The organism is Streptomyces hygroscopicus, assembly GCF_026168105.1.
Classification (GTDB): Bacteria; Actinomycetota; Actinomycetes; order Streptomycetales; family Streptomycetaceae; genus Streptomyces; species Streptomyces hygroscopicus_D.
The window spans coordinates 1-25923 of record NZ_LBMW01000006.1 but is presented as its reverse complement, the minus strand read 5'-3'; the positions used below and the strand labels follow the sequence as shown (position 1 = coordinate 25923).

The window sequence follows — 25923 nt, the reverse complement described above, 5'->3', positions numbered from 1 at the left end:
CGTACGACGGCCGCGTCGTCAGTTCTCTTCGGTGCGCTCCGCCACGCGTGCCGCGGCCTCGGCGCGCAGGTCGCGGCGGAGTTCCTTGGGGAGCGAGAAGGTGATGGACTCCTCGGCCGCCCTGACGATTTCCACGTCCTCGAAGCCGTACTGCGCGACTCGCTCCAGGACCTGTTCGACCAGCACCTCCGGCACGGAGGCACCCGAGGTCACACCAATGGTCGACACGCCCTCCAGCCACGCCTCCTCGATCTCGTCGGCGAAGTCCACGAGGTAGGCCTCGCGCGCGCCTGCGAGTTTGGCGACCTCGACCAGACGCTTGGAGTTGGAGGAGTTGCGGGAGCCGACCACGATGACCAGGTCCGCCTCGGCGCCCATCTGCTTCACCGCGAGCTGACGGTTCTGCGTGGCGTAGCAGATGTCGTCGCTGGGCGGGGAGATCAGCTGGGGGAACTTCTCCTTGAGGGCGTCGACCGTCTCCATGGTCTCGTCCACCGAGAGGGTGGTCTGGGAAAGCCAGACCACCTTGGAGGGGTCGCGCACCTCGACCTTCGCGACGTCCTCGGGGCCGTCGACGAGCTGAATGTGGTCCGGGGCCTCACCGGACGTGCCGATGACCTCTTCGTGGCCCTCGTGTCCGATCAGGAGGATGTCGAAGTCCTCCTTGGCGAAGCGCACCGCTTCCTTGTGGACCTTGGTGACCAGCGGGCAGGTGGCGTCGATGGTGGCGAGCCGGCCGCTTTCGGCCTCCTCGTGGACCGTGGGCGCCACGCCGTGCGCGGAGAACATGACGATGTTGCCCGGTGGCACCTCCTCCGTCTGCTCGACGAAGACCGCGCCCTTCTTCTCCAGGGTCTGCACGACGTACTTGTTGTGGACGATCTCGTGGCGGACGTAGATCGGGGCCCCGTACTGCTCCAGGGCCTTCTCGACGGCGATCACGGCACGGTCGACGCCCGCGCAGTAGCCCCGGGGGGCGGCGAGCAGAACACGGCGGCCAGGCGAAGCGGTCATGCGCACCATCGTAAGGCCGCGCCCGGGACGCCGGAGATCGCCTCCTTGGGGAGACCGGGTGACGAAGCGGAAGAGCGGTGATCGTCGGGGCGGCGGGGGCGGCACGAGTGGTGGGGACGGTCCGGCCCGCGGTGGGGTGGCAGGGCAACGGGACCGGAGCGAGCCCGGGACGGCGGCGCGGCCCGGGACGGCCGGGACGACCGGCGTTGTCGGTCGTGGCCGTTACGCTCGGGCGCATGGCTGTCAACACGTCCGCGGAGTCACCGCTTCCCGTCGGTGAGGTGTCGCGGCTCATCGGGGGGTGGATCGACCGGCTCGGCGCCGTGTGGGTCGAGGGGCAGATCACTCAGCTGTCGCGGCGGCCCGGCGCCGGTGTCGTCTTCCTGACTCTGCGCGATCCGTCGTACGACATCTCCGTCGGCGTCACCTGCTACCGCCAGGTGTTCGACGCCGTCGCCGACGTGGTGAGCGAGGGCGCCCGTGTGGTCGTCCACGCCAAGCCCGAGTGGTACGCCCCCAGGGGACAGCTCTCGCTGCGCGCCGCCGAGATACGGCCGGTCGGCGTCGGCGAACTGCTCGCACGGCTCGAGCAGCTGAAGAAGTCCCTTGCCGCCGAGGGACTGTTCGCGCCCGAGCGCAAGAAGCCGCTGCCCTTCCTGCCGCAGCTCATCGGGCTGGTCTGCGGCCGGGCCTCGGCGGCCGAGCGGGACGTGCTGGAGAACGCGCGGCACCGCTGGCCCGCCGTCCGCTTCGAGGTGCGCAACGTCGCCGTGCAGGGTGTGCACGCCGTGCCCCAGGTGGTGCAGGCGGTGAAGGAGCTGGACGCGCTCGACGACGTGGACGTGATCGTCGTGGCGCGCGGCGGCGGCAGTGTGGAGGACCTGCTGCCGTTCTCCGACGAGCAGCTCGTCCGCGCGGTGGCGGCCTGTCGCACGCCCGTCGTGTCGGCCATCGGGCACGAGCCGGACAATCCCCTGCTCGACCATGTCGCCGATCTGCGCGCCTCCACCCCGACCGACGCCGCCAAGAAGGTCGTGCCGGACGTCGGCGAGGAGCTGCAGCGGGTGCAGGCGCTGCGGGACCGGGCGCGGCGGTGCGTGCTGGCGTTCGTCGAGCGCGAGGAGCGGGGTCTGGCGCACGCCCTGGCGCGGCCCTCGATGGAGGATCCGCACCGCATGATCGACGAGCGGGAGGACCTGGTCGCCTCGCTGGTGGACCGCAGCCGGCGCACGCTCCGGCATCTGCTCGACCGCGCCGATTCGGAACTGACGCACACGCACGCGCGCGTGGTGGCCCTCTCCCCGGCCGCGACGCTGCAGCGCGGATACGCGGTGCTGCAGAGGCCGGACGGCCACGTCGTGCGGTCGCCGGAGGAGGTGGCGACGGGCGAGGCGCTGCGGGCCCGGGTAGCCGAGGGTGAATTCACGGTCCGGGCCGAGATCTAGGGTGGGCGCATGAGCAGCAAGACGGACGAGGCACTCGGGTACGAGCAGGCCCGCGACGAGTTGATCGAGGTCGTACGGCGTCTGGAGGCCGGAGGCACGACGCTCGAGGAGTCCCTGGCGCTGTGGGAGCGGGGGGAGACGCTGGCCAAGGTGTGCCGCACCTGGCTGGAGGGCGCCCGCAAGCGGCTCGACGCGGCGCTGGCCGAGAAGGAACAGCAGGAGGGCGCCGGGCGTGCGGAGGGCGCCGAGGGCGGGGGGTGACCCCTCGCCGCTCCGTCAGCGCGTCTTCAGCGCCTCCGCCATCGTCGCCAGCTGGGTGAACGACGCCGTTCCCGTCACCACGGTCGTGGAGCCCTTGGCCTTGAGCACGAGCGCGTCGTACCGGCCGCCCGTGTAGCGCTGCCAGGTCCGGCCGCCGATGGTCTGGGTGACGGTGGTCTCCTGCGCGCCCTGGCTGGCGTCCTCGATGAACGTGGACGCCTTCTGAGTCGACTGCTCGATCGCCACGTACTGGCCCTTGGGGTCCTGGAAGCCGAGGTGCCAGGAGTCGAAGTGGTCACCCTGGTAACGCACCGAGGTGGCCTTCCAGCTGTCGGGCAGGCCTGCGGGTGCCGCCACCGGGTAGGTCGCCGCGCGGCGTGCCGTGAGCAGCTCGACACTGTAATCGACCCGCTTGAGGTCGGGAGTGTGGTCGTCGTGCGGAATGAAGAGGTAGACGACGCCCGCCATCAACCCGATGAGGGCCAGGGAGAGGAGCATGTCCCGAACCGTCTTCTGCTTGCCATTCGTACCTGCCACGCCCCTATCGTCGCAGGTGCAGGGGTCTGCTCATCCGTGGGGCCCCCTGCTCATTTTGTCTGCTGAACGATAGAGTCTTCCGCATCACCCTCATCCGGCCGTCGTCGTATCAGAAAGGTGCGCTCCGATGACCGAGAATCATCATCTGCCGTCCGAGCTCGAAGTTCCCTCCGAGGCTCCGGACCGCAACCTCGCCCTCGAACTCGTCCGGGTCACCGAGGCCGCCGCCATGGCCGCAGGCCGCTGGGTCGGCCGCGGCGACAAGAACGGCGCCGACGGAGCCGCCGTACGCGCCATGCGGACCCTCGTCTCCACCGTCTCGATGAACGGCATCGTCGTCATCGGCGAAGGGGAGAAGGACGAAGCCCCGATGCTCTTCAACGGGGAGCGGGTCGGCGACGGGAGCGGCCCGGAGTGCGACATCGCGGTCGACCCGATCGACGGCACCACGCTCACCGCGAAGGGCATGCCGAACGCGATCGCGGTGCTGGCCGCCGCCGACCGGGGCACGATGTTCGACCCTTCCGCCGTCTTCTACATGGACAAGCTGGTCACGGGCCCCGAGGCCGCGGACTTCGTCGACATCAACGCGCCCGTCTCGGTGAACATCCGCCGCGTCGCGAAGGCCAAGCACTCCACTCCCGAGGACGTCACCGTCGTCATCCTCGACCGGCCGCGCCACGAGGGCATCATCAAGGAGGTACGGGAGACCGGTGCGCGCATCAAGCTGATCTCTGACGGCGATGTCGCCGGCTCCATCCTGGCGCTGCGCGAGGGCACCGGCATCGACCTGCTGCTCGGCATCGGCGGCACGCCCGAGGGCATCATCTCGGCCTGCGCCGTGAAGTGCCTGGGCGGCACCATCCAGGGCAAGCTCTGGCCCAAGGACGACGAGGAGCGGCAGCGGGCCATCGACGCTGGCCATGACCTCGACCGGGTACTGACAACCGACGACCTGGTCTCCGGCGAGAACGTCTTCTTCGTCGCCACCGGCATCACCGACGGCGAGCTGCTGCGCGGCGTGCGCTACCGCTCCGAGACCGCGAACACCGACTCGATCGTCATGCGCTCGAAGTCCGGCACGGTCCGCCGGATCGACTCGGTGCACCGGCTGAGCAAGCTGCGCGCGTACAGCGCGATCGACTTCGACCGCGCCAAGTAGCAGGGCCTCACAAGAGGGCGCGCTCTGTGCGGAGAGCGCGCCCTTTGTCGTAGGCCTCGTCAGCCGGCCGCGGCTATCGTCCCCCGTGCGGCCTTCTTGAGCTCCAGGTCGCGGCGGCGGCGCCGCGCCAGCACCACACGGCGCTCGGCCGCGGTGAGCCCGCCCCACACCCCGTACGGCTCGGGCTGCAACAGCGCGTGCTCCCGGCACTCGACCATCACCGGACAGCGCGCACAGACCCGCTTGGCCGCCTCCTCGCGGGACAGCCGGGCCGCGGTGGGTTCCTTGGAGGGGGCGAAGAACAGGCCGGCCTCGTCACGCCGGCACACCGCCTCCGTGTGCCAGGGGGCGTCCTGATCCCTGTCGCGCGCTGACACCCGCTGGTGCGGAACCTCAGCGAACTGCAGGGACGAATGCGGCGGTTGCAGCACGGTCTACTCCTGACGACGGCTTCGCGAGCGAGAGACGATGCAGCAAGGCCTACCCGCTGTACGCGCGCCTATGCACTGAGTTCCCAACCGCTGGAAGCCCAGGGGGTGTTCATACCCCCGCAACATGTCCGGTTCACTGCGCACGCGACCGGATTCACAAGCGTCAACGGTCCAGGTGTTTGCGCAAAGCCCTGTCCACCTTGTCCGATACCCGATCGAGGATGTCCGTGACCGTCTTGCCCCGCTTCGGCCGTGCATCGACCGTCCCGAGAACGGCCAGTCCGTCCACGTGGACGACCGGAGCGTCCTGGTCGCCGGAGTCCAGCGGACTCACCTCGAACGTGCCGAGCACACCGCCACCGGTGCCGTGCAGCGTGACGTTCTCCGGGACGCGGATGTCCACGGTGCCGAAGACCGAGATCGCCTTGATCACGACCTGCTGGTACTCGAATATCGCCTCGCTCAGGTCGATCTCGACAGTGCCGAAGATCGCATACGCACGCATATGGCGGCCGGGACGCCAGCGGCCCCTGCGCATGGCGCTGCTGAAGACCGCCACCACGTGCTCGTCCGGCTCCACGGGCGCCGAGACCGGGGCGGGGCGACTCGACGGAGGGGCATACGCCGAGGTGGTGCGGCGCGGGTTGGCCGCGGGCAGGTCGCGGACGAACCGGTCCAGCTCGCCGACCGTCTTGGCGCTCAGCACGCCCTCGACGCGCTCGGCGTGCTCCTCCGCGGTGAGACGGCCCTCGGCCAGGGCGTCGCGCAGGAGGTCGGCGATGCGGTCGCGGTCGGCGTCGGAGCAGCGCAGCTCTGCCGGGGGCACGGGCTGTCGGCCCGTCGGGGCGGGGCTCTTCTGAAGGTCCACGACAGCAGCGTACCCAAACGCGATAGATCGCGACTACCCCTCGTCGCGACCTGTGGAAAACCCGGCCGCCGGCCGGGTGAGCGCCGCCCCGCCCCAATGAGCCCTACCTCACAAGCCCGCCGTCAGCGCCAGGTTCTACGCTGGTGGACGCTGCCAACGGAGGCCAGCCGCTGTCTGATGAGTGAGGAATGGGCGACATGCCTGAGTTCGCGTACACCGATCTGCTCCCCACGGGAGAGGACACCACCCCGTACCGGCTGGTGACCTCCGAAGGCGTCTCCACCTTCGAGGCCGACGGGCGGACTTTCCTCAAGGTCGAGCCGGAGGCGCTGCGCAAACTGGCCGAGGAGGCCATCCACGACATCCAGCACTACCTGCGCCCCGCGCACCTGGCCCAGCTGCGCCGCATCATCGACGACCCGGAGGCGTCCGCGAACGACAAGTTCGTGGCCCTGGACCTGCTGAAGAACGCGAACATCGCCGCCGCCGGCGTCCTGCCCATGTGCCAGGACACCGGTACAGCGATCGTGATGGGCAAGCGCGGACAGAACGTCCTCACCGAGGGCGGGGACGAGAAGGCCCTTTCGCGTGGCATCTACGACGCGTACACGAAGCTGAACCTGCGGTACTCGCAGATGGCTCCGCTCACCATGTGGGAGGAGAAGAACACCGGCTCGAACCTGCCGGCGCAGATCGAGCTGTACGCGACGGACGGCGGCGCCTACAAGTTCCTGTTCATGGCGAAGGGCGGCGGCAGCGCCAACAAGTCGTTCCTCTACCAGGAGACGAAGGCCGTCCTGAACGAGGCCTCCATGATGAAGTTCCTGGAGGAGAAGATCCGTTCGCTGGGTACGGCCGCCTGCCCGCCGTACCACCTGGCGATCGTCGTCGGCGGCACCAGCGCCGAGTACGCGCTGAAGACCGCCAAGTACGCCTCCGCGCACTACCTGGACGAGCTGCCCTCCGAGGGCTCCGAGCTGGGCCACGGCTTCCGGGACAAGGAGCTTGAGGAGAAGGTCTTCGAGCTGACGCAGAAGATCGGCATCGGCGCCCAGTTCGGCGGCAAGTACTTCTGCCACGACGTCCGAGTGGTCCGCCTCCCGCGGCACGGCGCGTCCTGCCCGGTGGCGATCGCGGTGTCCTGCTCGGCCGACCGGCAGGCGGTCGCGAAGATCACCGCCGAGGGCGTGTTCCTGGAGCAGCTCGAGACGGACCCGGCCCGGTTCCTGCCGGAGACGACCGACGAGCACCTGGAGCAGGAGGGCGCCGTCGTCCGCATCGACCTGAACCAGCCGATGGACGACATCCTCGCCGAGCTGACCAAGTACCCGGTGAAGACGCGGCTTTCGCTGTCCGGGCCGCTGGTCGTGGCTCGTGACATTGCGCACGCCAAGATCAAGGAGCGGCTGGACGCGGGGGAGGAGATGCCGCAGTACCTGAAGGACCACCCGGTCTACTACGCCGGCCCCGCCAAGACCCCCGAGGGCTACGCGTCCGGGTCCTTCGGCCCGACGACGGCCGGCCGCATGGACTCCTACGTCGAGCAGTTCCAGGCGGCGGGCGGCTCGAAGGTGATGCTGGCGAAGGGCAACCGGAGCAAGCAGGTCACGGACGCGTGCGCGTCGCACGGCGGCTTCTACCTGGGCTCCATCGGCGGCCCCGCGGCCCGCCTCGCCCAGGACTGCATCAAGAAGGTCGAGGTCGTCGAGTACGAGGAGCTCGGCATGGAGGCCGTCTGGAAGATCGAGGTCGAGGACTTCCCGGCGTTCATCGTGGTGGACGACAAGGGCAACGACTTCTTCCAGGACCCGGCTCCGCAGCCGACGTTCACGTCGATTCCGGTGCGGGGTCCGGGACTGGCGTAAGCCGCCGGGCGTGGCGGGAGCGTTCCTCGCCCCGCCGCGCCTGCCCGGCCCTCCCCGGGGCCCGTCCCCCATTCGGCCCGCCCCGCGGAACATCCCCGCCCGCCCCCGCGCTGTACCCGGTATGAGCGAATACCGGATCGAGCACGACTCCATGGGTGAAGTACGGGTTCCCGTCCATGCAAAGTGGCGGGCGCAGACCCAGCGGGCCGTGGAGAACTTTCCCGTCTCCGGGCAGCGGATCGAGCGCGCGCACATCGAGGCGCTGGCGCGGATCAAGGGCGCCGCGGCGAAGGTCAACGCGGAGCTCGGCGTGCTCGACAAGGACGTGGCCGAGGCCATTTTCGAAGCGGCCGTCGAGGTCGCCGAGGGGCGGTGGGACGAGCATTTCCCCGTGGACGTCTTCCAGACGGGTTCAGGCACCTCGTCCAACATGAACACCAACGAGGTCATCGCCACCCTCGCGAGCGAGCGGCTCGGCAGGGGCGTGCACCCCAACGACCATGTGAACGCCTCCCAGTCGTCCAACGACGTCTTCCCGTCCTCCCTGCACATCGCCGCCACCGCCGCCGTCAGCCGTGACCTGGTCCCGGCCCTCGAACACCTCGCGACCTCTCTCGAACGAAAGGCCGAGGAATTCACCGATGTGGTGAAGGCGGGCCGAACCCATCTCATGGACGCCACCCCCGTGACGCTCGGGCAGGAGTTCGGCGGATACGCCGCCCAGGTGCGCTACGGCGTCGAGCGACTGAAGGCCTCACTGCCGAGGCTGGCCGAACTGCCGCTGGGCGGCACCGCGGTCGGGACGGGGATCAACACCCCGCCCGGCTTCTCCGCCGCCGTGATCGCCGAGGTCGCCCGGGTCACCGGACTGCCGCTCACCGAGGCCCGCAACCACTTCGAGGCCCAGGGCGCCCGGGACGGGATCGTCGAGCTCAGCGGGCAACTGAAGACGATCGCCGTCGGGTTGACCAAGATCGCCAATGATCTGCGGTGGATGGCCTCCGGCCCCCGGACCGGGCTCGCCGAGATCGGTCTGCCCGATCTGCAGCCCGGATCCTCGATCATGCCCGGCAAGGTCAACCCGGTGATCCCGGAGGCCGTACTCATGGTCGCCGCGCAGGTCATCGGGAACGACGGGACCATCACCGTCGCCGGCGCCTCCGGAAATTTCGAGCTCAACGTGATGATGCCGGTCATCGCGAAGAACGTGCTGGAGTCCGTCCGGTTGCTCGCCAACGCCTCACGGCTGCTCGCCGACCGCACCGTCGACGGCATCGTCGCCCACCGCGAGCGCGCCCGCGAGTACGCCGAGTCCTCCCCCTCCGTCGTCACCCCGCTCAACAAGTACATCGGCTACGAAGAGGCCGCGAAGGTCGCGAAGAAGGCGCTCGCCGAACGCAAGACCATCCGTCAAGTCGTCCTGGAATCCGGGTATGTGGACCGGGGCGACCTCACGCTGGAGCAGCTCGACGAGGCACTGGACGTCCTGCGGATGACACACCCGTGAATCCCGGCGCCGCGTCACCCGCCCCGGCGCGAACCGTGACGGCCGCCGCAGCGTCGTATGCCTGGGGCACCTAATATCTGTGCATGGCAGAGGGTGGAGCGGTGAGACGAGTCGAAGCGGGCGGAGCGACGGCACACTGGGCCCCGGGGGACCACATCCTGTGGAGATACCGGGAGAACGGGGGAGAGCGCTTCCACATCGCTCGGCCCGTCACCGTGGTCAGGGACGACGGCGACCTGCTCGCCGTGTGGATGGCGCCCGGCACCCAGTGCGTGAAGCCCGTCCTCGCCGATGGCACGCCGCTGCACGCCGAGCCGCTGGAGTCCCGATACACCAAGCCGCGGGCCGTACAGCTCGACCGCTGGTTCGGCACCGGTGTGCTCAAGCTGGCCCGGCCCGGGGATCCCTGGTCGGTATGGCTGTTCTGGGAGCCGGGCTGGCGCTTCAAGAACTGGTACGTCAACCTGGAGGAGCCGCTGGTGCGCTGGTCCGGCGGCGTCGACTCCGAGGACCATTTCCTGGACATCTGCGTCTATCCGGACCGCAGTTGGGGCTGGCGTGACGAGGACGAGTTCGCGCAGGCCCAGCGGGACGGCCTGATCGCCTCTCAACTCGCGGAGCGGGTACGCGAGGCGAGCCGCTCCGCGGTGGAGGTGATCCACGCCTGGGGGCCGCCGTTCTCGGACGGCTGGCCGCACTGGCGACCGGATCCGTCCTGGTCGGTGCCGCCTCTGCCGGAGGACTGGGACCGCATGCCCGCGCACATGACCTCATGAGACCCTTGTTGCGCCCCCGCGGTACAACCGTAGGATCGTCCTCCGCAAGGGCATGCAACAGCAACTCACGCAGTAATCGCTGGGCTTGACCGAACGTCACCGAGGGGCGGCAGGACGTGAGCGAGGGGTACGAGGGCCACACCGGGGCGGCGGGGCCGGCCGGTGCATCATGGATTGCGTGGGACCGCGCGGGAATTCCGTTCCTGGGGCACGTATTCCGGGTATCGGCTTCTCTGCGGGACGAACTTGACGCACGGCGCGCAGCCCCGGACGGATGGATTCGACACGCGTGACGGAGCACCCGACCTCCCACGACCGCCCGCAGCAGGGCGTGGGCCCCGCGGATCCCCGCGGGGCGCTCCTGCGTACCCCGGAGCCGCTGTCCGCCCCGCCGGCCCCGGTGTTACCCGCACAGGCCCGGCCGGGCGACTCGCCCGTCTCGTCCGGTGTGCCGCTGCCCTGTGCCCAGCACGGCGCATCGGGCAATCCGGGCGGTTCCTCGGCGCCGTTGCCCGCGACGGGCGGCACGGAGCACTCCCAGCCGTCCGCGGACGAGCCGGACACGCACCGTCCGCGCCCCGCTCCGGAGAGCATTCCGGCCCAGCCCGGCTCCGGGCAGGACCGCGCCGCCGCCGTGAGCGGCGGCAAGGACCGGCGCACCGGCCAGGCGCCGCCGGGCGGCCCCATGCCCATGCGGCGTGACGGGGACCGGCTTCGCTTCGTGGGCGCCGCCACGCGTCGGATCGCGCGCGGCATCGACCTCGACGAGATCGTGATGGGCCTGTGCCGGGCCACGGTGCCGACCTTCTCGGACGCGATCCTCGTCTATCTGCGCGACCCGCTGCCCGTGGGTGACGAGCGGCCCACCGGCCCCTTGGTGCTGCGGCTGCGGCGCACCGACCGGATACCGCAGGAGCGGGACCTGGAGGACGGGATCCTGCCGGTGCCGGTGCCGGAGGGCTCCGGTTTCGCGGCGCTGAGCAACGAGCTGTGCGAAGTGCGGGTGGGCGGCGCGCTCGCCGAGGTGCTGCGCGGGGTGCGGCCGGTGTTCGCGGACGCGCCCGCGGCCCGCGCCGCGCTCCCGGAGCTGCTCGGCGACGATCTCTCCGTTCCGCCGGGCCAGCGCGCGATCCTGGCGCCGCTGCGCGGCCGCCGCCGGGTCATCGGCGCCGCGCTGTTCCTGCGCCGCCCCGAGCGGATGGCCTTCGAGGCGGACGATCTGCTGGTCGCCGCCCAGCTGGCCACGCACAGCGCGCTCGGAATCGACAAGGCGGTGCTGTACGGACGAGAGGCGTACATCGCCGACGAGTTGCAGCGGACGATGCTGCCGGAGACCCTGCCGAACCCGACGGGCGTACGGCTGGCGTCCCGTTACCTGCCGGCCGCCGAGACCGCACGGGTCGGCGGGGACTGGTACGACGCGATTCCGCTGCCCGGCAGCCGTGTGGCGCTGGTCGTGGGTGATGTCATGGGCCACTCCATGACATCCGCGGCGATCATGGGGCAGTTGCGGACGACGGCCCAGACGCTGGCCGGGCTCGACCTGCCGCCGCAGGAGGTGCTGCACCACCTCGACGAGCAGGCCCAGCGGCTCGGCACCGACCGCATGGCGACCTGCCTGTACGCGGTGTACGACCCGGTCGCGCACCGGATCACCATCGCCAATGCGGGCCATCCGCCGCCTGTCCTGCTGCATCTGGGCGGCCGGGCCGAGGTGCTGCGGGTGCCGGCCGGTGCCCCGATCGGCGTGGGTGGAGTGGATTTCGAGGCGGTCGAGCTGGACGCCCCGGCGGGAGCGACCCTGCTGCTCTACACCGACGGGCTGGTCGAGTCGCGGCTGCGGGACGTGTGGACGGGCATAGAGCAGTTGCGGGAGAAGCTCGCGGCGACCGCCCAGCTCACCGGCGCGGATCACCCGCCGCCGCTGGAGGCGCTCTGCGACGAGGTGCTCGACATGCTCGGGCCCGGCGACCGCGACGACGACATCGCGCTGCTCGCCGCCCGCTTCGACGGGATCGCGCCGAGCGATGTCGCGTACTGGTTCCTGGAACCCGAGGACGCGGCGCCGGGCCGGGCCCGCAGGCTGGCCCGCCGGGCGCTGGCCCGCTGGGGGATGGAGGAGCTGACGGACTCGGTGGAGTTGCTGGTCAGCGAGGTGGTGACCAACGCCGTGCGCTATGCGTCACGGCCGGTCACGCTGCGGCTGCTGCGCACCGATGTACTGCGCTGCGAAGTCGGCGACGACGTGCCCCAGCTGCCGCGGCTGCGGCAGGCGCGGGCCACGGACGAGGGCGGCCGGGGACTGTATCTGGTCAACCGACTGGCCCGGCGGTGGGGTGCGACGCGGCTGAGCACCGGGAAGGTGGTCTGGTTCGAGCTGAACCGGGGGTGAGGCCGTGGACCGGCCTCGCACCGGGCCTGGACCAGGCCGGTACCGGGCCCGCGCCAGGCCGGTGCCGGGCGCGCGCCGGGCCGGTGCCGGGCGCGCCGGGCTCAGAAGAGAACCGGAATTGGACCCCGTCCAAATGTTGCCGACATCCCGTCGGCGGAGTTGACTGCTGGGGTGAGCGAAGCGACCTGACCGAACCCTCTGTACGACGGGAGGACGCTCGTGACGCAGACACCCCAGTCGGCTCCCTACACCACCACCAACGCAGGCATCCCGGCGGAGAGTGACGAGCACTCGCTCACCGTGAGTCCGAACGGCCCGATCCTGCTCCAGGACCACTACCTCATAGAGAAGATGGCCCAGTTCAACCGGGAACGGGTTCCCGAGCGGGTGGTGCACGCCAAGGGCAGTGGCGCGTACGGGATCCTCGAAGTCACCAACGACATCAGCCAGTTCACCAAGGCCGACCTCTTCCAGCCCGGGAAGCGCACCGAGATGCTCGCCCGCTTCTCCACGGTCGCCGGCGAGCTCGGCTCCCCGGACACCTGGCGGGACCCGCGCGGTTTCGCGCTGAAGTTCTACACCGAACACGGCAACTACGACCTTGTGGGGAACAACACCCCGGTCTTCTTCGTCCGCGACCCTATGAAATTCCAGGACTTCATCCGCTCGCAGAAGCGCCACCCGGCGACCGGGCTGCGCAACAACGACATGCAGTGGGACTTCTGGACCCTCTCCCCCGAGTCCGCGCACCAGGTGACGTGGCTCATGGGCGACCGGGGCATCCCGAAGACGTACCGCCACATGAACGGCTACTCCTCGCACACCTACATGTGGATCAACGCCGGCGGTGAGAAGTTCTGGGTCAAGTACCACATCAAGACCGATCAGGGCATCGACTTCCTCACCCAGGAGCAGGCCGACGAACTGGCCGGCAAGGACGCCGACCTGCACCGCCGCGATCTGTACGAGGCGATCGAGCGTGGCGACCACCCGTCCTGGACGGTCCACGTGCAGGTGATGCCGTTCGACGACGCGCCGGACTACCGGTTCAACCCGTTCGACCTGACCAAGGTGTGGCCGCACGGCGACTACCCGCTGATCGAGGTCGGCCGGATGACCCTGAACAAGAATCCCGAGGACTACTTCATCCACATCGAGCAGGCCGCGTTCGAGCCGTCCAACATGGTGCCGGGCATCGGCCCCTCCCCGGACAAGATGCTCCTCGGCCGACTCTTCTCCTACCCGGACACGCACCGCTACCGCATCGGGCCGAACTACACCCAACTGCCGCCCAACAGGCCGCGCGTGCAGGTCAGCTCCTATGCCAAGGACGGCCCCATGCGCTACGAGCCCGCCCACACCGCGCGACCGTACGCGCCCAACTCCTACGGCGGACCGGCCGCGGCCGTGGATCAGTTCGGCGAGGCCGCCGGCTGGCAGACGGCGGGCGAGATGGTGCGGGAGGCCTACCGGCTGCACCGGGAGGACGACGACTTCGGCCAGCCGCACACGATGGTCCGCCAGGTCCTGGACGAGGCGGCCCGAGACCGGCTGGTCTCCAACGTCACCGGCCATCTGCTGCAGGGCGTCTCCCGCCCGGTCCTCGACCGCGCGCTGCAGTACTGGCGCAACATCGACAAGGAGATCGGCGACCGCATCGCCAACAACGTCAACGGCGGCTGACGCACCCGACGAGGAGGGCGCCCGGTGGACCGGCCACCGGGCGCCCTCGTGTCACTGCGCGCCGTTCGGATTGAGCGGGTTCTCCGGCGCCGACGGCGAGGTGTCCGGCGACGACGACGGCGAGCTCGTCGGCGGCTGACTGGGAGCCGTCGGCGATGACGGCGAGGCCGGAGGCGAGCTGGTCGGCGGATGGGAGGTCGGCTTCTTCGTGGACGGCGACGACGACGGCGTGGAGCTCGGGGACTGCGTGAGAGACGGCGTGACGCTCGGCTGGACCGCCGCGCCCTGCACGGTGTCCAGGTCGAACGTGCTGACGTCGCCCATCACGTCGAAGGTGTACGCGGCCCAGATCAGCGCGGGGAAGCTGCCGCCGTTGATACGGCCGCCGCTGTCCTGGATGAGGCCCGTTGCGCCCTTCAGAGGGACCTGGGCGTGGGTCTTGGCGTCCTCACCGAACAGGCCCACCGAGGTGACCAGGTTCGGTGTGTAACCGGTGAACCAGGCCGACTTGTTGTTGTCGGACGTACCCGTCTTGCCCGCGACCTGCTGGCCGTTGCGCGCGGGGTTGTTCGCGACCGACTGCTTGGCCGTACCGTCGTCGACCACTCCGGTCAGCACCGAGGTCACCGTGTCGGCGGCCTCGCGGGTGATCACCTGGTCGCCGATCGGGTTCGGGAAGGTGACCGTACGGTCCTTGTGCTCGGCCGACTTGACGACCGCCGGGGTGACCTTCTTGCCGTGGTTGTCGAGCGTCGCGTAGGCGCCGGCCATCTCCAGCGGGCTCGCGCCCATGCTGCCGAGGGTCTGCGCGGGCACCGCGGGCAGGCCCTTGGTGTCCAGGCCGAGCGAGTCCGCGACCTTCAGCACGTTCTCCATGCCGACGTCGACACCCATCTGCGCGAAGACCGAGTTCACCGACTGGTTCATCGCCGTCTGCACGGTGATGGGTCCGTAGTCCTGGTGGTCCTCGTTCGGCGGCGCGAAGGGGATCGTGCTGCCCTTGACCGGGCGGCCGCTGGTGCCGTCGTAGATCGTGTTCGCGGTGATCGCCCGTCCGTCCTGGGTCTTGGCACCCTGGTCGAGGGCGGCCGCGAAGATCAGCGGCTTGAAGGTGGAGGCGGGCTGGTAGTCACGGCGGGTCGCGTTGCTGGTGTAGTGCTTGAAGTAGTCCACGCCTCCGTACAGGGCGAGCACCCGTCCCGTCCTCGGATCGACGGACACGGCACCGGCCTGCACATCACCGTCGACGGAACGCTTCTTCGGGTTCAGGTTGCTGGTCAGCTTGTCCTTGACGGCCTGTTCCAGCTGGGCCTGCTTCTTCTTGTCGATGTTCACGGTGATGGTCCAGCCGCCCTGCCTGACCAGTGCCTCGGCATCACCGAGCGAGCCGGCGGTGCCCTGGGCGACCAGCTGCTTCTCCAGGGCCGCGTTGGCCGCGTCCACCAGATACCCGGTCTGGCCCTGCATGCCGGGTGCCGGCTTGGGCGCCTTCGGCACCGGGAACTTCATCGCCTGGCGCTGGCCCGCGTCCAGCCAGTGCATGCCGACCATGTTGTTCAGGACGTAGTTCCAGCGGGCCTGCACCAGTTGCTTGCCGGTGTCCGTGGCGATGGCCCAGTCGTACTGGTTCGGCGCCTGGAGCAGTGACGCCAGGTACGCGCCTTCCTCGACCGTGAGCTTCGCGGCGTCCTTGCGGTAGTACGCCTGCGCGGCGGCCTGGATTCCGTAGGCCCCCCGGCCGTAGTAGCTGGTGTTGATGTAGCCCGCGAGGATGTACTCCTTGGACTTCTTGCGGTCCAGCTTCAGGGAGATGACCAGTTCCTTCAGCTTGCGCGTGACGGTCTGGTTCTGGGTCAGGTAGTAGTTCTTGACGTACTGCTGGGTGATGGTCGAGCCGCCCTGCGCGCCCTTGCCGGAGAGGGTGTTGACGATGCCGCGGGCCGTGCCCCGCAGGTCGATGCCGTTGTCCTGGTAGAAGGTCTTGTTCTCGGCGGCGACGAAGGTGTGCTGGACGCCCTTGGGTATCTCGGCGAGGTCGACGTTCTCACGGTTGAGGTCGCCGGTGCGGGCGAGGATCGAACCGTCGCTGTACTTGTAGATGTTGCTCTGCAACTGGGCGGCGGCGTTCCCCGCAGGGATCGGGGTCATGACGTACAGCAGCACGAAAGCGCCCATGACCAGCAGCACGAAGCCGAACAACGAGCCGAGGACCGTCTTCCAGGTGAAGAACCGGCGTATGCCGCTCTTCCGGGCCTTCCCGTTCTTGGCGGCCCTGCCGCGCGCGGCGGCACGGCCGCCGGTCGCCGGCGGGGCGCCCACCGACGCGGAGCCGGTCGTCCCGGTCGAGCGCTTGGGCGCCGCGCGGCGGCCACCACGCTGTCGCGCTCGTCTCTCTTCCGCTCGTCCCATGAGTCGATCCGCTCCGCTTCGTTCTCGTGTGTCACCCAGGTACGTGGCTCAGGTCAGCTCAGAAAGCTAACACCGCGCGGTATGACAAAGGACGGCCGATCCGTCCTTTTACGGACGTGAGAATCAGCACCTGTCCCACCGGAACCGACGTTCCGCAGGCATGGAAGGTTGCCAGCGGAAAAAATGTGCTATCACTTAGCTAGGTAAGAGCTATATACGAAACGGGGGGACACCACCCATGTCGACACATGACGCTTCCGCCACCGGCGACATACCGCAAAGGCCCGCGCCGCGGGTCCGGGAGTTCACCGCGCACAGCATCGGCGGCGGCCTCGCACTGCTGCTCGGGGTGGCCGGACTGGCACTGGGCGCGGGCCTGATCGCCTGGGGCTCGACGGTCACCGGATCCGCGGGCAAGGCCGCGCTGGTCGCGATCGGTGTCCTGAGCGGTCTGTCGGCGTTCATCGGGATGTGCGGGCTGAACACGGTGGCACCGGGTGAGGCGCGGGTCGTCCAGCTCTTCGGGCGCTACCGCGGCACCATCCGGCAGGACGGGCTGCGCTGGGTGAACCCGTTCACCTCGCGTACGAAGATCTCGACCCGCGTCCGCAACCACGAGACCGCGGTCCTCAAGGTCAACGACGCCTACGGCAACCCGATCGAGCTGGCCGCGGTGGTGGTCTGGAAGGTGGAGGACACCGCGCAGGCCACCTTCGAGGTGGACGACTTCCTGGAGTTCGTCGCCACGCAGACCGAAGCGGCCGTGCGGCACATCGCCATCGAGTACCCCTACGACGCCCACGACGAGGGCGGGCTCTCGCTGCGCGGCAACGCCGAGGAGATCACCGAGAAGCTCGCCGTCGAGCTGCACGCGCGCGTGGAGGCCGCCGGAGTGCAGATCATCGAGTCGCGCTTCACACATCTCGCCTACGCTCCTGAGATCGCGTCCGCGATGCTCCAGCGGCAGCAGGCCGGTGCGGTGGTCGCCGCGCGGCGGCAGATCGTCGACGGAGCGGTCGGGATGGTGGAGGCGGCCCTGGCCAGAATCTCCGAACGGGACATCGTGGAGCTGGACGAGGAACGAAAGGCGGCGATGGTGTCGAATCTGATGGTGGTGCTGTGCGGGGACCGGGCCCCGCAGCCCGTGCTCAACACGGGGTCCCTCTACCAGTGACGGCTCCCTCCGAGGGTTCGCCCCCTCAGCGTCGGCCGCAGCAGCGCAAGCAGGTGCTGCTGCGGCTGGACCCGTTGGTGTACGAGGCGTTGGCCCGCTGGGCCTCGGACGAGCTGCGCTCCGCCAACGCGCAGATCGAGTTCCTGCTGCGACGCGCTCTCGCGGACGCCGGTCGTCTGCCGCGCGATACCGGCCCGCTGCCCCGGCGGGGGCGCCCGCCCGGGGACGCCGCCTCCTAAGGGCTGTCCCGTAATCCCCGGTGGATCAGCGCGCGGCGTCAGATGCGGTGCATCACAAGGCGGAGGGTCGTCCCCATACTGGGCGTATTCGGTCGATCCGCCAACGCAGCGAGGTGCCGTGGCTGTCGTCGCGCGCCCGCCGGGGATTACGGGACAGCCCTTAGCGGCGGCGGACACGGATCCGCTGCCCCCGGTGTAGCAGAACCGTGACAATCGGCCCTCACCTGCAGGGGCTCACTCCTCGTCGCACCCCTATACGCGCAATGTATACGTCAGGTGTATACGCCGTGTGTACAGTGCTCCGCATGTCCATAGGTCACACGCTCCTAGGGCTCCTGGAGTCCGGGCCCCGTCACGGTTACGACCTGAAGCGGGCTTTCGACGAGAAGTTCGGTCATGACCGGCCGCTGCACTACGGCCAGGTCTACTCGACGATGTCCCGTCTGCTGAAGAACGGGCTCGTCGAGGTCGACGGCATCGAGGCGGGCGGCGGGCCCGAGCGCAAGCGGTACGCCATCACCCAGGCCGGGATAACCGACGTACAGCGGTGGCTCGCGACCCCGGAGAAGCCCGAGCCGTATCTGCAGTCGACCCTCTACACCAAGGTCGTCCTGGCGCTGCTCACCCGCCGCGACGCCGCCGACATCCTCGACACGCAACGCGCCGAGCACCTGCGCAGTATGCGCATCCTGACCGACCGCAAGCGCAAGGGCGACCTCGCCGACCAGCTGATCTGCGACCACGCCCTGTTCCATCTCGAGGCCGATCTGCGCTGGCTGGAGCTGACCGCCGCGCGCCTCGACAAGCTCGCCGAGGTGGTGGCCGAATGAGCGCTCCCGCGGGTTCCCTGCTCGCAGCCGACGACCTGCGCAAGGCGTACGGGCCGACCCTTGCCCTCGACGGCGCCGAGTTCTCCATCCACCCCGGCGAGATCGTCGCCGTGATGGGTCCCTCCGGCTCCGGCAAGTCGACCCTGCTGCACTGTCTCGCCGGGATCGTGCCGCCCGACTCGGGTTCGATCGTGTACGACGGCCGAGAGATGTCCGGCATGAGCGACGCCGAACGCAGCCTCCTCAGGCGCACGGAGTTCGGATTCGTGTTCCAGTTCGGACAGCTGGTGCCCGAGCTGACCTGCGTCGAGAACGTCGCCCTTCCGCTGCGGCTGGGCGGCGCCGCTCGCAAGGAGGCCGAACGGACCGCCCTGTCCTGGATGGCGCGGCTGGAGGTCGACGACCTGGCGAAGAAGCGGCCCGGTGAGATATCCGGCGGTCAGGGCCAGCGCGTCGCCGTCGCCCGCGCCCTGGTCACCGGACCGCGCGTCCTGTTCGCCGACGAGCCCACCGGCGCGCTGGACTCGCTCAACGGCGAGCGCGTGATGGATCTGCTCACCGAGGCGGCCCGGTCCACCAACGCGGCCGTCGTGCTGGTCACCCACGAGGCGCGGGTGGCCGCCTACTCCGACCGCGAGATCGTCGTACGGGACGGGAAGTCGCGGGACATGGAGCGCATCGTATGAGGGCGCGCCAATGGGCCAGGGACCTGGCCATGGGGGCCAAGTTCGCCTTCACGGGCGGGCGCGAGGGGTGGGTCCGGCTGGTACTCACGGCCATCGGCGTCGGCCTGGGCGTCTCGCTGCTGCTGCTCACCACCGCCCTGCCCGGCGCGGTGGCGGTACGGCACGACCGGGAGAACGCGCGCGCTGACCACACGTACGGCGAGCAGGTCATGCCCAGGGCCGACAACACCCTGGTGATCGCGGACATCGACGACACGTACCGCGACGAGACGGTCCGTGGACGGCTGATGGAGCCAGAGGGAGCACGGGCGCCGCTGCCGCCGGGACTGGAGAAGCTCCCGGCGGTGGGCGAGATGGTGGTCTCCCCCGCACTGAAGGATCTGCTCGCCTCCGGCGGCGGGCAGCTGCTGAAGCAGCGGCTGCCGTACCGGATCGCGGGGACCATCGGGGAGAGCGGACTCGTCGGCTCGCACGAACTCGCCTACTACGCGGGCGCCAAGGGGCTCGCGGCGAAGATCGACCCCCCGAACGTGGCCCGTATCAACAGGTTCGGCGATGTCCGCCCCACCCATGAGAAGGCGGACCCCGTCCTCATGCTGCTGATGCTCGTGGTCGTCGTGGTGCTGCTGATGCCCGTCGGCGTCTTCATCGCCACCGCCGTGCGGTTCGGCGGCGAGCGACGCGACCGTCGGCTCGCGGCACTGCGCCTCGTGGGCTCGGACAGCGGGATGACGCGGCGGATCGCCGCCGGTGAGGCGCTCGCGGGAGCCCTGCTCGGGCTGGTCTTCGGCACCGTCTTCTTTCTGATCGGCCGTCAGGCGGCCGGAACCGCCGAAGTCTTCGGCGTGAGCGTCTTCCCCAGCTATCTCAACCCCTCTCCCGTGCTGGCGCTGCTCGTGGCGGTCGCGGTGCCGGCGGCCGCCGGCCTGGTGACCCTGTTCGCGATGCGCGGTGTGGTCATCGAACCGCTCGGCGTGGTGCGCACCGCGAAGCCCACCCGGCGGCGGCTGTGGTGGCGGCTGCTGCTGCCGCTCGGTGGGCTCGGGATGCTCTACCCGATGGCCGGGCAGGGCCAGGTCCACGAGGACTTCAACGCCTACCAGGTTGTCGGTGGCGTCCTGCTCCTGCTCGTCGGGGTCACCGCGCTGCTGCCGTGGATCGTCGAGGCGGTCGTCGGCCGGTTGAACTCCGGCGGAGTTGCCTGGCAACTCGCCGTCCGCAGGCTTCAGCTGAGCAGCGGGACCGCGGCCCGTATGGTCAACGGCGTCGCGGTGGCGGTGGCCGGGGCGATCGCGCTGCAGATGCTGTTCGCCGGCGTGGAGGGCAACTACACCAAGCAGCTGGCCAACGATGTGACGCGGGCGCAGATGGAGCTGAAGGTGCCGAGCAGCATCCCGCTCGCTCCCTCGGCCGATGAGCTGCGCAGGACCGAGGGCGTGCGGAGGGTCATCGCGGTCTCGACGGGCTACGCGGGCAACCGGCGCAAGGATTCCGACCTCGGCCTCCGGGTCACCGTGGGCGACTGCGCGTCCCTGCGCGAGGTGGCGACGCTGTCCTCGTGCCGTGACGGTGACGTCTTCGCGGTGTCGGGTTCCCAGAGCGACACCGACACCCCGAAGCTCGCCACCGTCGGCCGGACCCTGTACTTCGACCCGTCCTACAGCGGCAACCCGAAGGGCAGGGAGGTCGCCTGGACCGTACCGCGGGGGCTGCGGACGGCAGGTACCCGGCGGGACCCGACCGGGCTGGAGAGCGACGGCATCCTGATGACGCAGGGGGCCCTGCCCGCGAAGGCGCAGGAGGCCGTGCAGGGCGAGATGTACATCGCGCTGGACAGCACGGTTGCAGACGCGCCCGACCACGTGCGGAACACCGCGGCACGGATCGCTCCGCTCCAGACCCCGCAGACCCTGAGGGAGACCGAGCAGTCCGGGCGCTTCACCGCCATCCGCACCGGTCTGTTCGTCGGCGCCACCTGTGTGCTCGCGCTGATCGGTGTAAGTCTGCTGGTCTCGCAGCTGGAGCAGTTGCGTGAGCGCAGGAAGCTGTTGTCGTCGCTGGTCGCCTTCGGCACCCGGCGCCGCACACTGAGCATGTCGGTGCTGTGGCAGACGGCGATCCCGATCGCCATGGGCCTGGTGCTGGCCTCGGTGGTCGGTCTCTCACTGGGTGCGATCCTGCTGAAGATGACCAGCGCCGCCGTGAGCGTGGACTGGGCGAGCGTGCTGACGATGAGTGGCATAGGGGCCGGGGTCGTGCTGCTGGTGACGGTGCTCAGCCTGCCGCCGCTGCTGCGGCTGATGCGGCCGGAGGGGCTGCGTACGGAGTAGCTCGGCAGCTGTGCGGGCCCTTCCCCGGCGGGAGGGGCCCGCACGCGTTCACAGGCTGTACTCCTTCACCACCCGGCGGACCTGGGCGAAGAGCATGCCGACATTCACCGACTTACGGCACACGACCACCGCGACGACGTCCTGCTGCTCGTTCATGCGGACGAACAGATGAGTGAGGTTCTCGCTGTTGACGAGGATCTCCTGGAAGAAGTGGTTGTCGCTGGTGATCCCCCTGCGCTCCTTGAACACGTCCTCGATCATCACGACCGTGCGGCCCTGGAACAGGTCCAGGGTCGCCCCCGCCAGCAGGTCGAGGACCTCGGGCGGGTGGTTGTCCACGGTCTCGTACGAGAGCAGCATCCCGGTGGACATGTCGACCACGCCGGAGGCGAGGCAGTCGGGGGCATCGGTACGGAGGGACTTGACCAGGCCCATCACCTGGTCGGAGAAACCCGGAGTCATACGCTTCGTCGCCATCCCTTCACACTCCCTCGGGCGCCTTCGCGGTGAGGATCGAGCCGATACGGTCGATGGCCGGCCGGATCGTCCGGTGCAGACGGTCCGCGTCCACCCCCTCGTCACCGAGCACGACCATCAGCGCGGTGTCGCCCACGGCGAAGAACGCGGCGCAGCCCTGACTGCCGTACGCGACCGTGCCGCGCAGGGCACCGCGTGCGGTCGCCTCGGTGGTGCGCCGGGCAAGCCCGAGTCCCGCCGCGGCGAGGGCGGCGAGTCCCTCGGGTTCGATACCGCTCGCCGTGTCGGCCGCGATGAGCAGCCCGTCGGCCGCCGCTATCGCGGTGTCGGTGATTCCGGCCACCTGCTCGCGCAGGCCGCGCATTTCGAACGCCAGCGCTGTGTGATCCATGTACTCAACTCCCTGACGAGGAATGGTCGTTTACTGGTTGCACGAGTTTCCTTTCATTCGCCTTCTCATTTCGCGGTTCCGCTCCGCAGCCGGAAGAACCCCTTCCAACTCGCCACCGCCTTTTGGGGAGCGAGCGTTTCGGTGATGCCGCTGGCGCCGGGCGTGCGGCGCGGCAGTTCGGGGGCGGGGTCCGGTGGCGACGGCGAGGATGCGGACGGGGGCACATCGCCCGCGTCACCCGGCGTGGACACGGCCGCCGGCTCCGCCACCGGGCGCGTCCGGGGGCGCAGGCTCTCGGGGGGCACGCGGGCCGGCATCCGGACCGGCGGTGCGGCCGTCTCGACGCACTCGAGATAGCCCCCGCCCAGCAGTCGGGCCATCTCGACCGTGACGGGGTACACCGCGCGACCGGTACGGAAGGCGATGTCCCGCGCGGTGCTTCGGCCGTCGGCGTGCACCAACAACTCCCGCTGCAATAGTGCAAGTTGGGCGAGGTCGACCTCGACGGCGGGTAACGGGCGCTCCCGGTCCGGCCGCACCGGATGGGGCAGGACGTCCAGCGCGGCCAGCTTGCGCGCCGCCTGGTGCAGCAGCCGCCCTGGTGTCTCGCCGACTCCGAGGGCGTCGGGCGGATCGGCGGGGTCCTCCAGCACCTCCCAGCCGTCCACACGCCCCGCGACGATCGCGAAGGCCGCGTCCTGCATCGCCATCATGCGCACGACGCGCAGCTCGGCCGCCCCGGCACCCGACCGGCCCGAGCGCGTCAACAGCGTTCCGGGTCCGGGGGCGCCGGGGCTCGCGACGGCGACCACGAGACCACCGCGCAGATGGACGACCCCGCCGGGCGTCCCGGAAACTCGCAGCGCGCCGTCACCCTTTTCACGCGCGTACCGCGTCACCGCGCTCGACAGCAGGTCGTATCCGGCCCGCCCAAGGGAATCCCGTACGCCCGCCACAACTCCCCTTGGAATGTCGCACACATGCCTGACACGTCACGCTGAGGGAGTATGTGTATCAGCGCGGGCGCATATTCCGGCGAAATGCGCACTAGCTGACGGAAGTTGAACTCTCTCGCCGTTCCGGGTTCGCCATCGGACATATGGATGACCGAGTGTGCATGGGCGCTGCCCGGAGCCTCTCAGGCTCGGGGCGCCAGCACCCGTACGGGCAGCGGGCGCAGCGCTTCGCGGAGCGCCTGGGCCAGCTCCTCGTACTCGCCGCCCCGCGCCGTGCCCGCACGCATGGCCAGGGCGACGCGCCGGGTGGGGGCCGGGTCCGCGAAATAGCCGGTGAGGAGCTGGTTGCTGCGGGTGGTCTCCACCCTGAGGGCGGTGCGTGGCAGCAGGGTGACACCGAGGCCGCCGGCGACGAGCTGCACGAGGGTGGACAGCCCGGCGGCGGTCGTGGTCACAGGCGCGTCCTCGCGGCCGGCCTCCCGGCAGATGTCCAGGGCCTGGTCGCGCAGGCAGTGCCCCTCGTCGAGAAGCAGCAGGTTCAGCTCGCGCAAGGCCTCCCGGGGGATCCCCTCCCGCCCCCCAAGCCAGTGGTCGAGCGGGGTGACGAGCACGAAGTCCTCGTCGAAGAGCGGGAGTTCGACAACGCCGGGCACACCGAGGGGGACGGCGAGCAGCAGCAGGTCGAGACGGCCGGTGGTGAGACCTTCGAGCAGATTGGCGGTCTGCTCCTCGTGGACCTGCAGGTCGAGGAGCGGATAGCGATCGTGGACCAGCTTGAGGACGGTGGGCAACAGGTACGGTGCGACGGTCGGGATCACGCCGAGCCGCAGCGCCCCGGTGAAGGGAGCCCGGACGGCTTCAGCCTCTTCCATGAGGGCCCCGACCTCTTCCAGCACCGCCTTGGCCCGTACGGCGAGGCGCTCGCCGGCGGGCGAGAGGAGCACCTTGCGGGTGGTGCGCTCCAGCAGGGTGACGCCGAGGACCTCCTCCAGGGCCGAGACGGCACCCGACAGCGCGGGCTGGCTCATGCCGATCGCGGCGGCTGCATCCCGGAAGTGGAGGTGCTCTGCGACGGCGGCGAAGGCCCGCAACTGGGCGAGACTGGGCTGGCGGCGCCCATGGGTCTTCGTCCCCGCCATGACCGTTACCCCTTACTCGAAGTCACTGATAGCCGACACCGATCAACACGACCCAGTATAGCTATTTCCCGAATCAATCCTCCCTGTGCCAGGATCGTGATCGTCCAACCCACGAGAAACACCTTGTGAACACGGTGTTTCTGCGCTATTAGGAGAGCGTGTGCTCACTGTCGGTGACAAGTTCCCCGAGTTCGAACTGACCGCCTGCGTCTCGCTGGAGAAGGGCAAGGAGTTCGAGCAGATCAACCACAAGACCTACGAGGGCAAGTGGAAGATCGTCTTCGCATGGCCCAAGGACTTCACCTTCGTGTGCCCGACCGAGATCGCGGCCTTCGGCAAGCTGAACGACGAGTTCGCCGACCGTGACGCCCAGATCCTCGGCTTCTCCGGCGACTCCGAGTTCGTGCACCACGCCTGGCGCAAGGACCACCCGGACCTGCGCGAGCTCCCGTTCCCGATGATGGCCGACTCGAAGCACGAGCTGATGCGCGCCCTGGGCATCGAGGGCGAGGACGGCTTCGCGCAGCGTGCCGTCTTCATCGTCGACCAGAACAACGAGATCCAGTTCACCATGGTGACCGCGGGTTCCGTCGGCCGTAACCCGAAGGAGGTCCTGCGGGTCCTGGACGCCCTGCAGACCGACGAGCTGTGCCCGTGCAACTGGAGCAAGGGCGAGGACACCCTCGACCCGGTCGAGCTGCTGGCCGGTGAGTGAGCCATGTCCCTCGACACCCTGAAGTCCGCCATCCCGGACTACGCCAAGGACCTCAAGCTCAACCTGGGCTCGGTCATCGGCAACTCCGAGCTGCCGGCGCAGCAGCTGTGGGGCACGGTGCTGGCCACGGCCATCGCGTCGCGCTCGGCGATCGTGCTGCGCGAGTTGGAGCCCGAGGCGAAGGCGAACCTGTCGCCGGAGGCGTACACCGCAGCGAAGTCCGCGGCCGCCGTCATGGCGATGAACAACGTCTTCTACCGCACGCGCCACCTGCTCTCGGACCACGAGTACGGCACGCTGCGCGCGGGTCTGCGGATGAACGTCATCGGCAACCCCGGGGTCGACAAGGTCGACTTCGAGCTGTGGTCGTTCGCCGTGTCGGCGATCAATGGCTGCGGAATGTGCCTGGACTCGCACGAACAGGTGCTGCGGAAGGCGGGCCTGGACCGTGAGGTCATCCAGGAGGCCTTCAAGATCGCTTCGGTGATCCAGGCCGTCGGCGTGACGCTGGACGCGGAGGCGGTCCTCGCCGAGTAACGGCTCATCCGCCGCAAGGGGCCTGCCCCCCAGCCCGAGGCTGGGGGGCAGGCACCTTGCGTCATGCCCGCGCTAGGCGGAGGGCGGTTCGGCGACCGC

The 25923-nt window shown here is 69.6% G+C and carries 24 protein-coding genes; 15 read left to right on the top strand and 9 right to left on the bottom strand.

What is annotated here, in order from left to right; translation table 11 throughout:
- Nucleotides 1-18: 18 nt before the first annotated feature.
- On the bottom strand, nucleotides 19-1014 hold the full coding sequence (locus AAW14_RS08475) for a 4-hydroxy-3-methylbut-2-enyl diphosphate reductase (protein ID WP_265561540.1): 996 nt from the start codon (nucleotides 1012-1014) through the stop codon (nucleotides 19-21).
- 236 nt (nucleotides 1015-1250) lie between these two features.
- Between AAW14_RS08475 and xseA the strand changes: the two genes are divergently transcribed.
- Nucleotides 1251-2459, top strand: coding sequence for an exodeoxyribonuclease VII large subunit (xseA, locus tag AAW14_RS08470; RefSeq protein ID WP_265561538.1), 1209 nt, complete (start codon nucleotides 1251-1253; stop codon nucleotides 2457-2459).
- Nucleotides 2460-2468: 9 nt separating this feature from the next.
- Entirely contained in the window at nucleotides 2469-2720 is a 252-nt protein-coding gene (locus AAW14_RS08465; protein WP_265561536.1) for an exodeoxyribonuclease VII small subunit, read from the top strand.
- Nucleotides 2721-2735: 15 nt separating this feature from the next.
- Here the strand turns inward: AAW14_RS08465 and AAW14_RS08460 are convergent, their stop codons facing one another.
- Nucleotides 2736-3257, bottom strand: a complete 522-nt coding sequence (locus AAW14_RS08460) for a DUF4245 domain-containing protein (RefSeq protein ID WP_265561534.1) — start codon at nucleotides 3255-3257, stop codon at nucleotides 2736-2738.
- Between the two features lie 127 nt (nucleotides 3258-3384).
- Between AAW14_RS08460 and glpX the strand changes: the two genes are divergently transcribed.
- The gene (gene glpX, locus AAW14_RS08455) at nucleotides 3385-4419 is read left to right on the top strand and encodes a class II fructose-bisphosphatase (protein ID WP_265561533.1); all 1035 of its coding nucleotides are present in this window, start codon (nucleotides 3385-3387) and stop codon (nucleotides 4417-4419) included.
- A 59-nt stretch (nucleotides 4420-4478) separates the two neighbouring features.
- On the opposite strand, the gene AAW14_RS08450 is transcribed toward glpX, so the two are convergent.
- Both AAW14_RS08450 and AAW14_RS08445 read right to left on the bottom strand, forming a co-directional pair.
- On the bottom strand, nucleotides 4479-4850 hold the full coding sequence (locus tag AAW14_RS08450) for a WhiB family transcriptional regulator (RefSeq protein ID WP_265561531.1): 372 nt from the start codon (nucleotides 4848-4850) through the stop codon (nucleotides 4479-4481).
- Between the two features lie 163 nt (nucleotides 4851-5013).
- Nucleotides 5014-5718, bottom strand: a complete 705-nt coding sequence (locus tag AAW14_RS08445; protein WP_265561530.1) for a DUF1707 SHOCT-like domain-containing protein — start codon at nucleotides 5716-5718, stop codon at nucleotides 5014-5016.
- Nucleotides 5719-5915: 197 nt separating this feature from the next.
- Between AAW14_RS08445 and AAW14_RS08440 the strand changes: the two genes are divergently transcribed.
- The 5 genes from AAW14_RS08440 (at nucleotide 5916) to AAW14_RS08420 (ending at nucleotide 13941) form a co-directional block, all read left to right on the top strand.
- Nucleotides 5916-7583 carry a fumarate hydratase gene (locus AAW14_RS08440; protein ID WP_265561529.1) on the top strand — a complete coding sequence of 556 codons (1668 nt, stop codon included), beginning with the start codon at nucleotides 5916-5918 and terminating at the stop codon, nucleotides 7581-7583.
- Nucleotides 7584-7704: 121 nt separating this feature from the next.
- Nucleotides 7705-9090 (top strand): class II fumarate hydratase, encoded by a 1386-nt coding sequence (locus AAW14_RS08435; RefSeq protein WP_265561528.1) that lies wholly within the window; start codon nucleotides 7705-7707, stop codon nucleotides 9088-9090.
- An 83-nt stretch (nucleotides 9091-9173) separates the two neighbouring features.
- Complete coding sequence (locus AAW14_RS08430; RefSeq protein ID WP_265561527.1) at nucleotides 9174-9866, top strand: DUF402 domain-containing protein; 693 nt, start codon at nucleotides 9174-9176, stop codon at nucleotides 9864-9866.
- A 274-nt stretch (nucleotides 9867-10140) separates the two neighbouring features.
- The gene (locus tag AAW14_RS08425; protein ID WP_265561526.1) at nucleotides 10141-12258 is read left to right on the top strand and encodes a SpoIIE family protein phosphatase; all 2118 of its coding nucleotides are present in this window, start codon (nucleotides 10141-10143) and stop codon (nucleotides 12256-12258) included.
- A gap of 219 nt (nucleotides 12259-12477) precedes the next feature.
- On the top strand, nucleotides 12478-13941 hold the full coding sequence (locus AAW14_RS08420; protein WP_265561525.1) for a catalase: 1464 nt from the start codon (nucleotides 12478-12480) through the stop codon (nucleotides 13939-13941).
- Between the two features lie 51 nt (nucleotides 13942-13992).
- Here the strand turns inward: AAW14_RS08420 and AAW14_RS08415 are convergent, their stop codons facing one another.
- Nucleotides 13993-16350 carry a transglycosylase domain-containing protein gene (locus AAW14_RS08415; RefSeq protein WP_265561524.1) on the bottom strand — a complete coding sequence of 786 codons (2358 nt, stop codon included), beginning with the start codon at nucleotides 16348-16350 and terminating at the stop codon, nucleotides 13993-13995.
- Nucleotides 16351-16588: 238 nt separating this feature from the next.
- On the opposite strand from AAW14_RS08415, the gene AAW14_RS08410 reads away from it, so the two are divergent.
- The 5 genes from AAW14_RS08410 (at nucleotide 16589) to AAW14_RS08390 (ending at nucleotide 21609) form a co-directional block, all read left to right on the top strand.
- Entirely contained in the window at nucleotides 16589-17524 is a 936-nt protein-coding gene (locus AAW14_RS08410) for an SPFH domain-containing protein (RefSeq protein WP_265561523.1), read from the top strand.
- Nucleotides 17521-17763 carry a hypothetical protein gene (locus tag AAW14_RS08405; RefSeq protein WP_265561522.1) on the top strand — a complete coding sequence of 81 codons (243 nt, stop codon included), beginning with the start codon at nucleotides 17521-17523 and terminating at the stop codon, nucleotides 17761-17763. Before AAW14_RS08410 ends, AAW14_RS08405 begins: the two co-directional genes overlap by 4 nt.
- 305 nt (nucleotides 17764-18068) lie before the next feature.
- Nucleotides 18069-18593, top strand: coding sequence for a PadR family transcriptional regulator (locus AAW14_RS08400; RefSeq protein WP_265561521.1), 525 nt, complete (start codon nucleotides 18069-18071; stop codon nucleotides 18591-18593).
- Entirely contained in the window at nucleotides 18590-19279 is a 690-nt protein-coding gene (locus AAW14_RS08395; RefSeq protein WP_265561520.1) for an ABC transporter ATP-binding protein, read from the top strand. Before AAW14_RS08400 ends, AAW14_RS08395 begins: the two co-directional genes overlap by 4 nt.
- Nucleotides 19276-21609, top strand: a complete 2334-nt coding sequence (locus tag AAW14_RS08390) for an ABC transporter permease (protein WP_265561519.1) — start codon at nucleotides 19276-19278, stop codon at nucleotides 21607-21609. Before AAW14_RS08395 ends, AAW14_RS08390 begins: the two co-directional genes overlap by 4 nt.
- Nucleotides 21610-21657: 48 nt before the next feature.
- Here AAW14_RS08390 and AAW14_RS08385 read toward each other — a convergent pair whose 3' ends face one another.
- From AAW14_RS08385 to AAW14_RS08370, 4 genes are all read right to left on the bottom strand, one after another.
- Nucleotides 21658-22086, bottom strand: a complete 429-nt coding sequence (locus tag AAW14_RS08385) for a hypothetical protein (protein ID WP_265561517.1) — start codon at nucleotides 22084-22086, stop codon at nucleotides 21658-21660.
- Nucleotides 22087-22090: 4 nt separating this feature from the next.
- The gene (locus AAW14_RS08380) at nucleotides 22091-22477 is read right to left on the bottom strand and encodes a roadblock/LC7 domain-containing protein (protein WP_265561515.1); all 387 of its coding nucleotides are present in this window, start codon (nucleotides 22475-22477) and stop codon (nucleotides 22091-22093) included.
- Between the two features lie 65 nt (nucleotides 22478-22542).
- Entirely contained in the window at nucleotides 22543-23433 is an 891-nt protein-coding gene (locus tag AAW14_RS08375; RefSeq protein ID WP_265561513.1) for a MarR family transcriptional regulator, read from the bottom strand.
- Between the two features lie 182 nt (nucleotides 23434-23615).
- Nucleotides 23616-24572 carry a LysR substrate-binding domain-containing protein gene (locus AAW14_RS08370; RefSeq protein WP_265561511.1) on the bottom strand — a complete coding sequence of 319 codons (957 nt, stop codon included), beginning with the start codon at nucleotides 24570-24572 and terminating at the stop codon, nucleotides 23616-23618.
- A 160-nt stretch (nucleotides 24573-24732) separates the two neighbouring features.
- On the opposite strand from AAW14_RS08370, the gene AAW14_RS08365 reads away from it, so the two are divergent.
- Both AAW14_RS08365 and AAW14_RS08360 read left to right on the top strand, forming a co-directional pair.
- Nucleotides 24733-25287: a peroxiredoxin gene (locus AAW14_RS08365; protein WP_265561509.1), complete on the top strand. Its 555-nt coding sequence runs from the start codon at nucleotides 24733-24735 to the stop codon at nucleotides 25285-25287.
- Nucleotides 25288-25290: 3 nt separating this feature from the next.
- Complete coding sequence (locus AAW14_RS08360; protein ID WP_055492316.1) at nucleotides 25291-25824, top strand: alkyl hydroperoxide reductase; 534 nt, start codon at nucleotides 25291-25293, stop codon at nucleotides 25822-25824.
- Nucleotides 25825-25923: the final 99 nt, after the last annotated feature.

Excerpts from the sequence above, each read along its gene's own strand:
- AAW14_RS08475 (WP_265561540.1), bottom strand. The coding sequence starts at position 1,014 with ATGACCGCTTCGCCTGGCCGCCGTGTTCTGCTCGCCGCCCCCCGGGGC.
- xseA (WP_265561538.1), top strand. The coding sequence starts at position 1,251 with ATGGCTGTCAACACGTCCGCGGAGTCACCGCTTCCCGTCGGTGAGGTG.
- AAW14_RS08465 (WP_265561536.1), top strand. The coding sequence starts at position 2,469 with ATGAGCAGCAAGACGGACGAGGCACTCGGGTACGAGCAGGCCCGCGAC.
- glpX (WP_265561533.1), top strand. The coding sequence starts at position 3,385 with ATGACCGAGAATCATCATCTGCCGTCCGAGCTCGAAGTTCCCTCCGAG.
- AAW14_RS08440 (WP_265561529.1), top strand. The coding sequence starts at position 5,916 with ATGCCTGAGTTCGCGTACACCGATCTGCTCCCCACGGGAGAGGACACC.
- AAW14_RS08435 (WP_265561528.1), top strand. The coding sequence starts at position 7,705 with ATGAGCGAATACCGGATCGAGCACGACTCCATGGGTGAAGTACGGGTT.
- AAW14_RS08430 (WP_265561527.1), top strand. The coding sequence starts at position 9,174 with ATGGCAGAGGGTGGAGCGGTGAGACGAGTCGAAGCGGGCGGAGCGACG.
- AAW14_RS08425 (WP_265561526.1), top strand. The coding sequence starts at position 10,141 with ATGGATTCGACACGCGTGACGGAGCACCCGACCTCCCACGACCGCCCG.
- AAW14_RS08415 (WP_265561524.1), bottom strand. The coding sequence starts at position 16,350 with ATGGGACGAGCGGAAGAGAGACGAGCGCGACAGCGTGGTGGCCGCCGC.
- AAW14_RS08410 (WP_265561523.1), top strand. The coding sequence starts at position 16,589 with ATGTCGACACATGACGCTTCCGCCACCGGCGACATACCGCAAAGGCCC.
- AAW14_RS08400 (WP_265561521.1), top strand. The coding sequence starts at position 18,069 with ATGTCCATAGGTCACACGCTCCTAGGGCTCCTGGAGTCCGGGCCCCGT.
- AAW14_RS08395 (WP_265561520.1), top strand. The coding sequence starts at position 18,590 with ATGAGCGCTCCCGCGGGTTCCCTGCTCGCAGCCGACGACCTGCGCAAG.
- AAW14_RS08390 (WP_265561519.1), top strand. The coding sequence starts at position 19,276 with ATGAGGGCGCGCCAATGGGCCAGGGACCTGGCCATGGGGGCCAAGTTC.
- AAW14_RS08385 (WP_265561517.1), bottom strand. The coding sequence starts at position 22,086 with ATGGCGACGAAGCGTATGACTCCGGGTTTCTCCGACCAGGTGATGGGC.
- AAW14_RS08380 (WP_265561515.1), bottom strand. The coding sequence starts at position 22,477 with ATGGATCACACAGCGCTGGCGTTCGAAATGCGCGGCCTGCGCGAGCAG.
- AAW14_RS08370 (WP_265561511.1), bottom strand. The coding sequence starts at position 24,572 with ATGGCGGGGACGAAGACCCATGGGCGCCGCCAGCCCAGTCTCGCCCAG.
- AAW14_RS08360 (WP_055492316.1), top strand. The coding sequence starts at position 25,291 with ATGTCCCTCGACACCCTGAAGTCCGCCATCCCGGACTACGCCAAGGAC.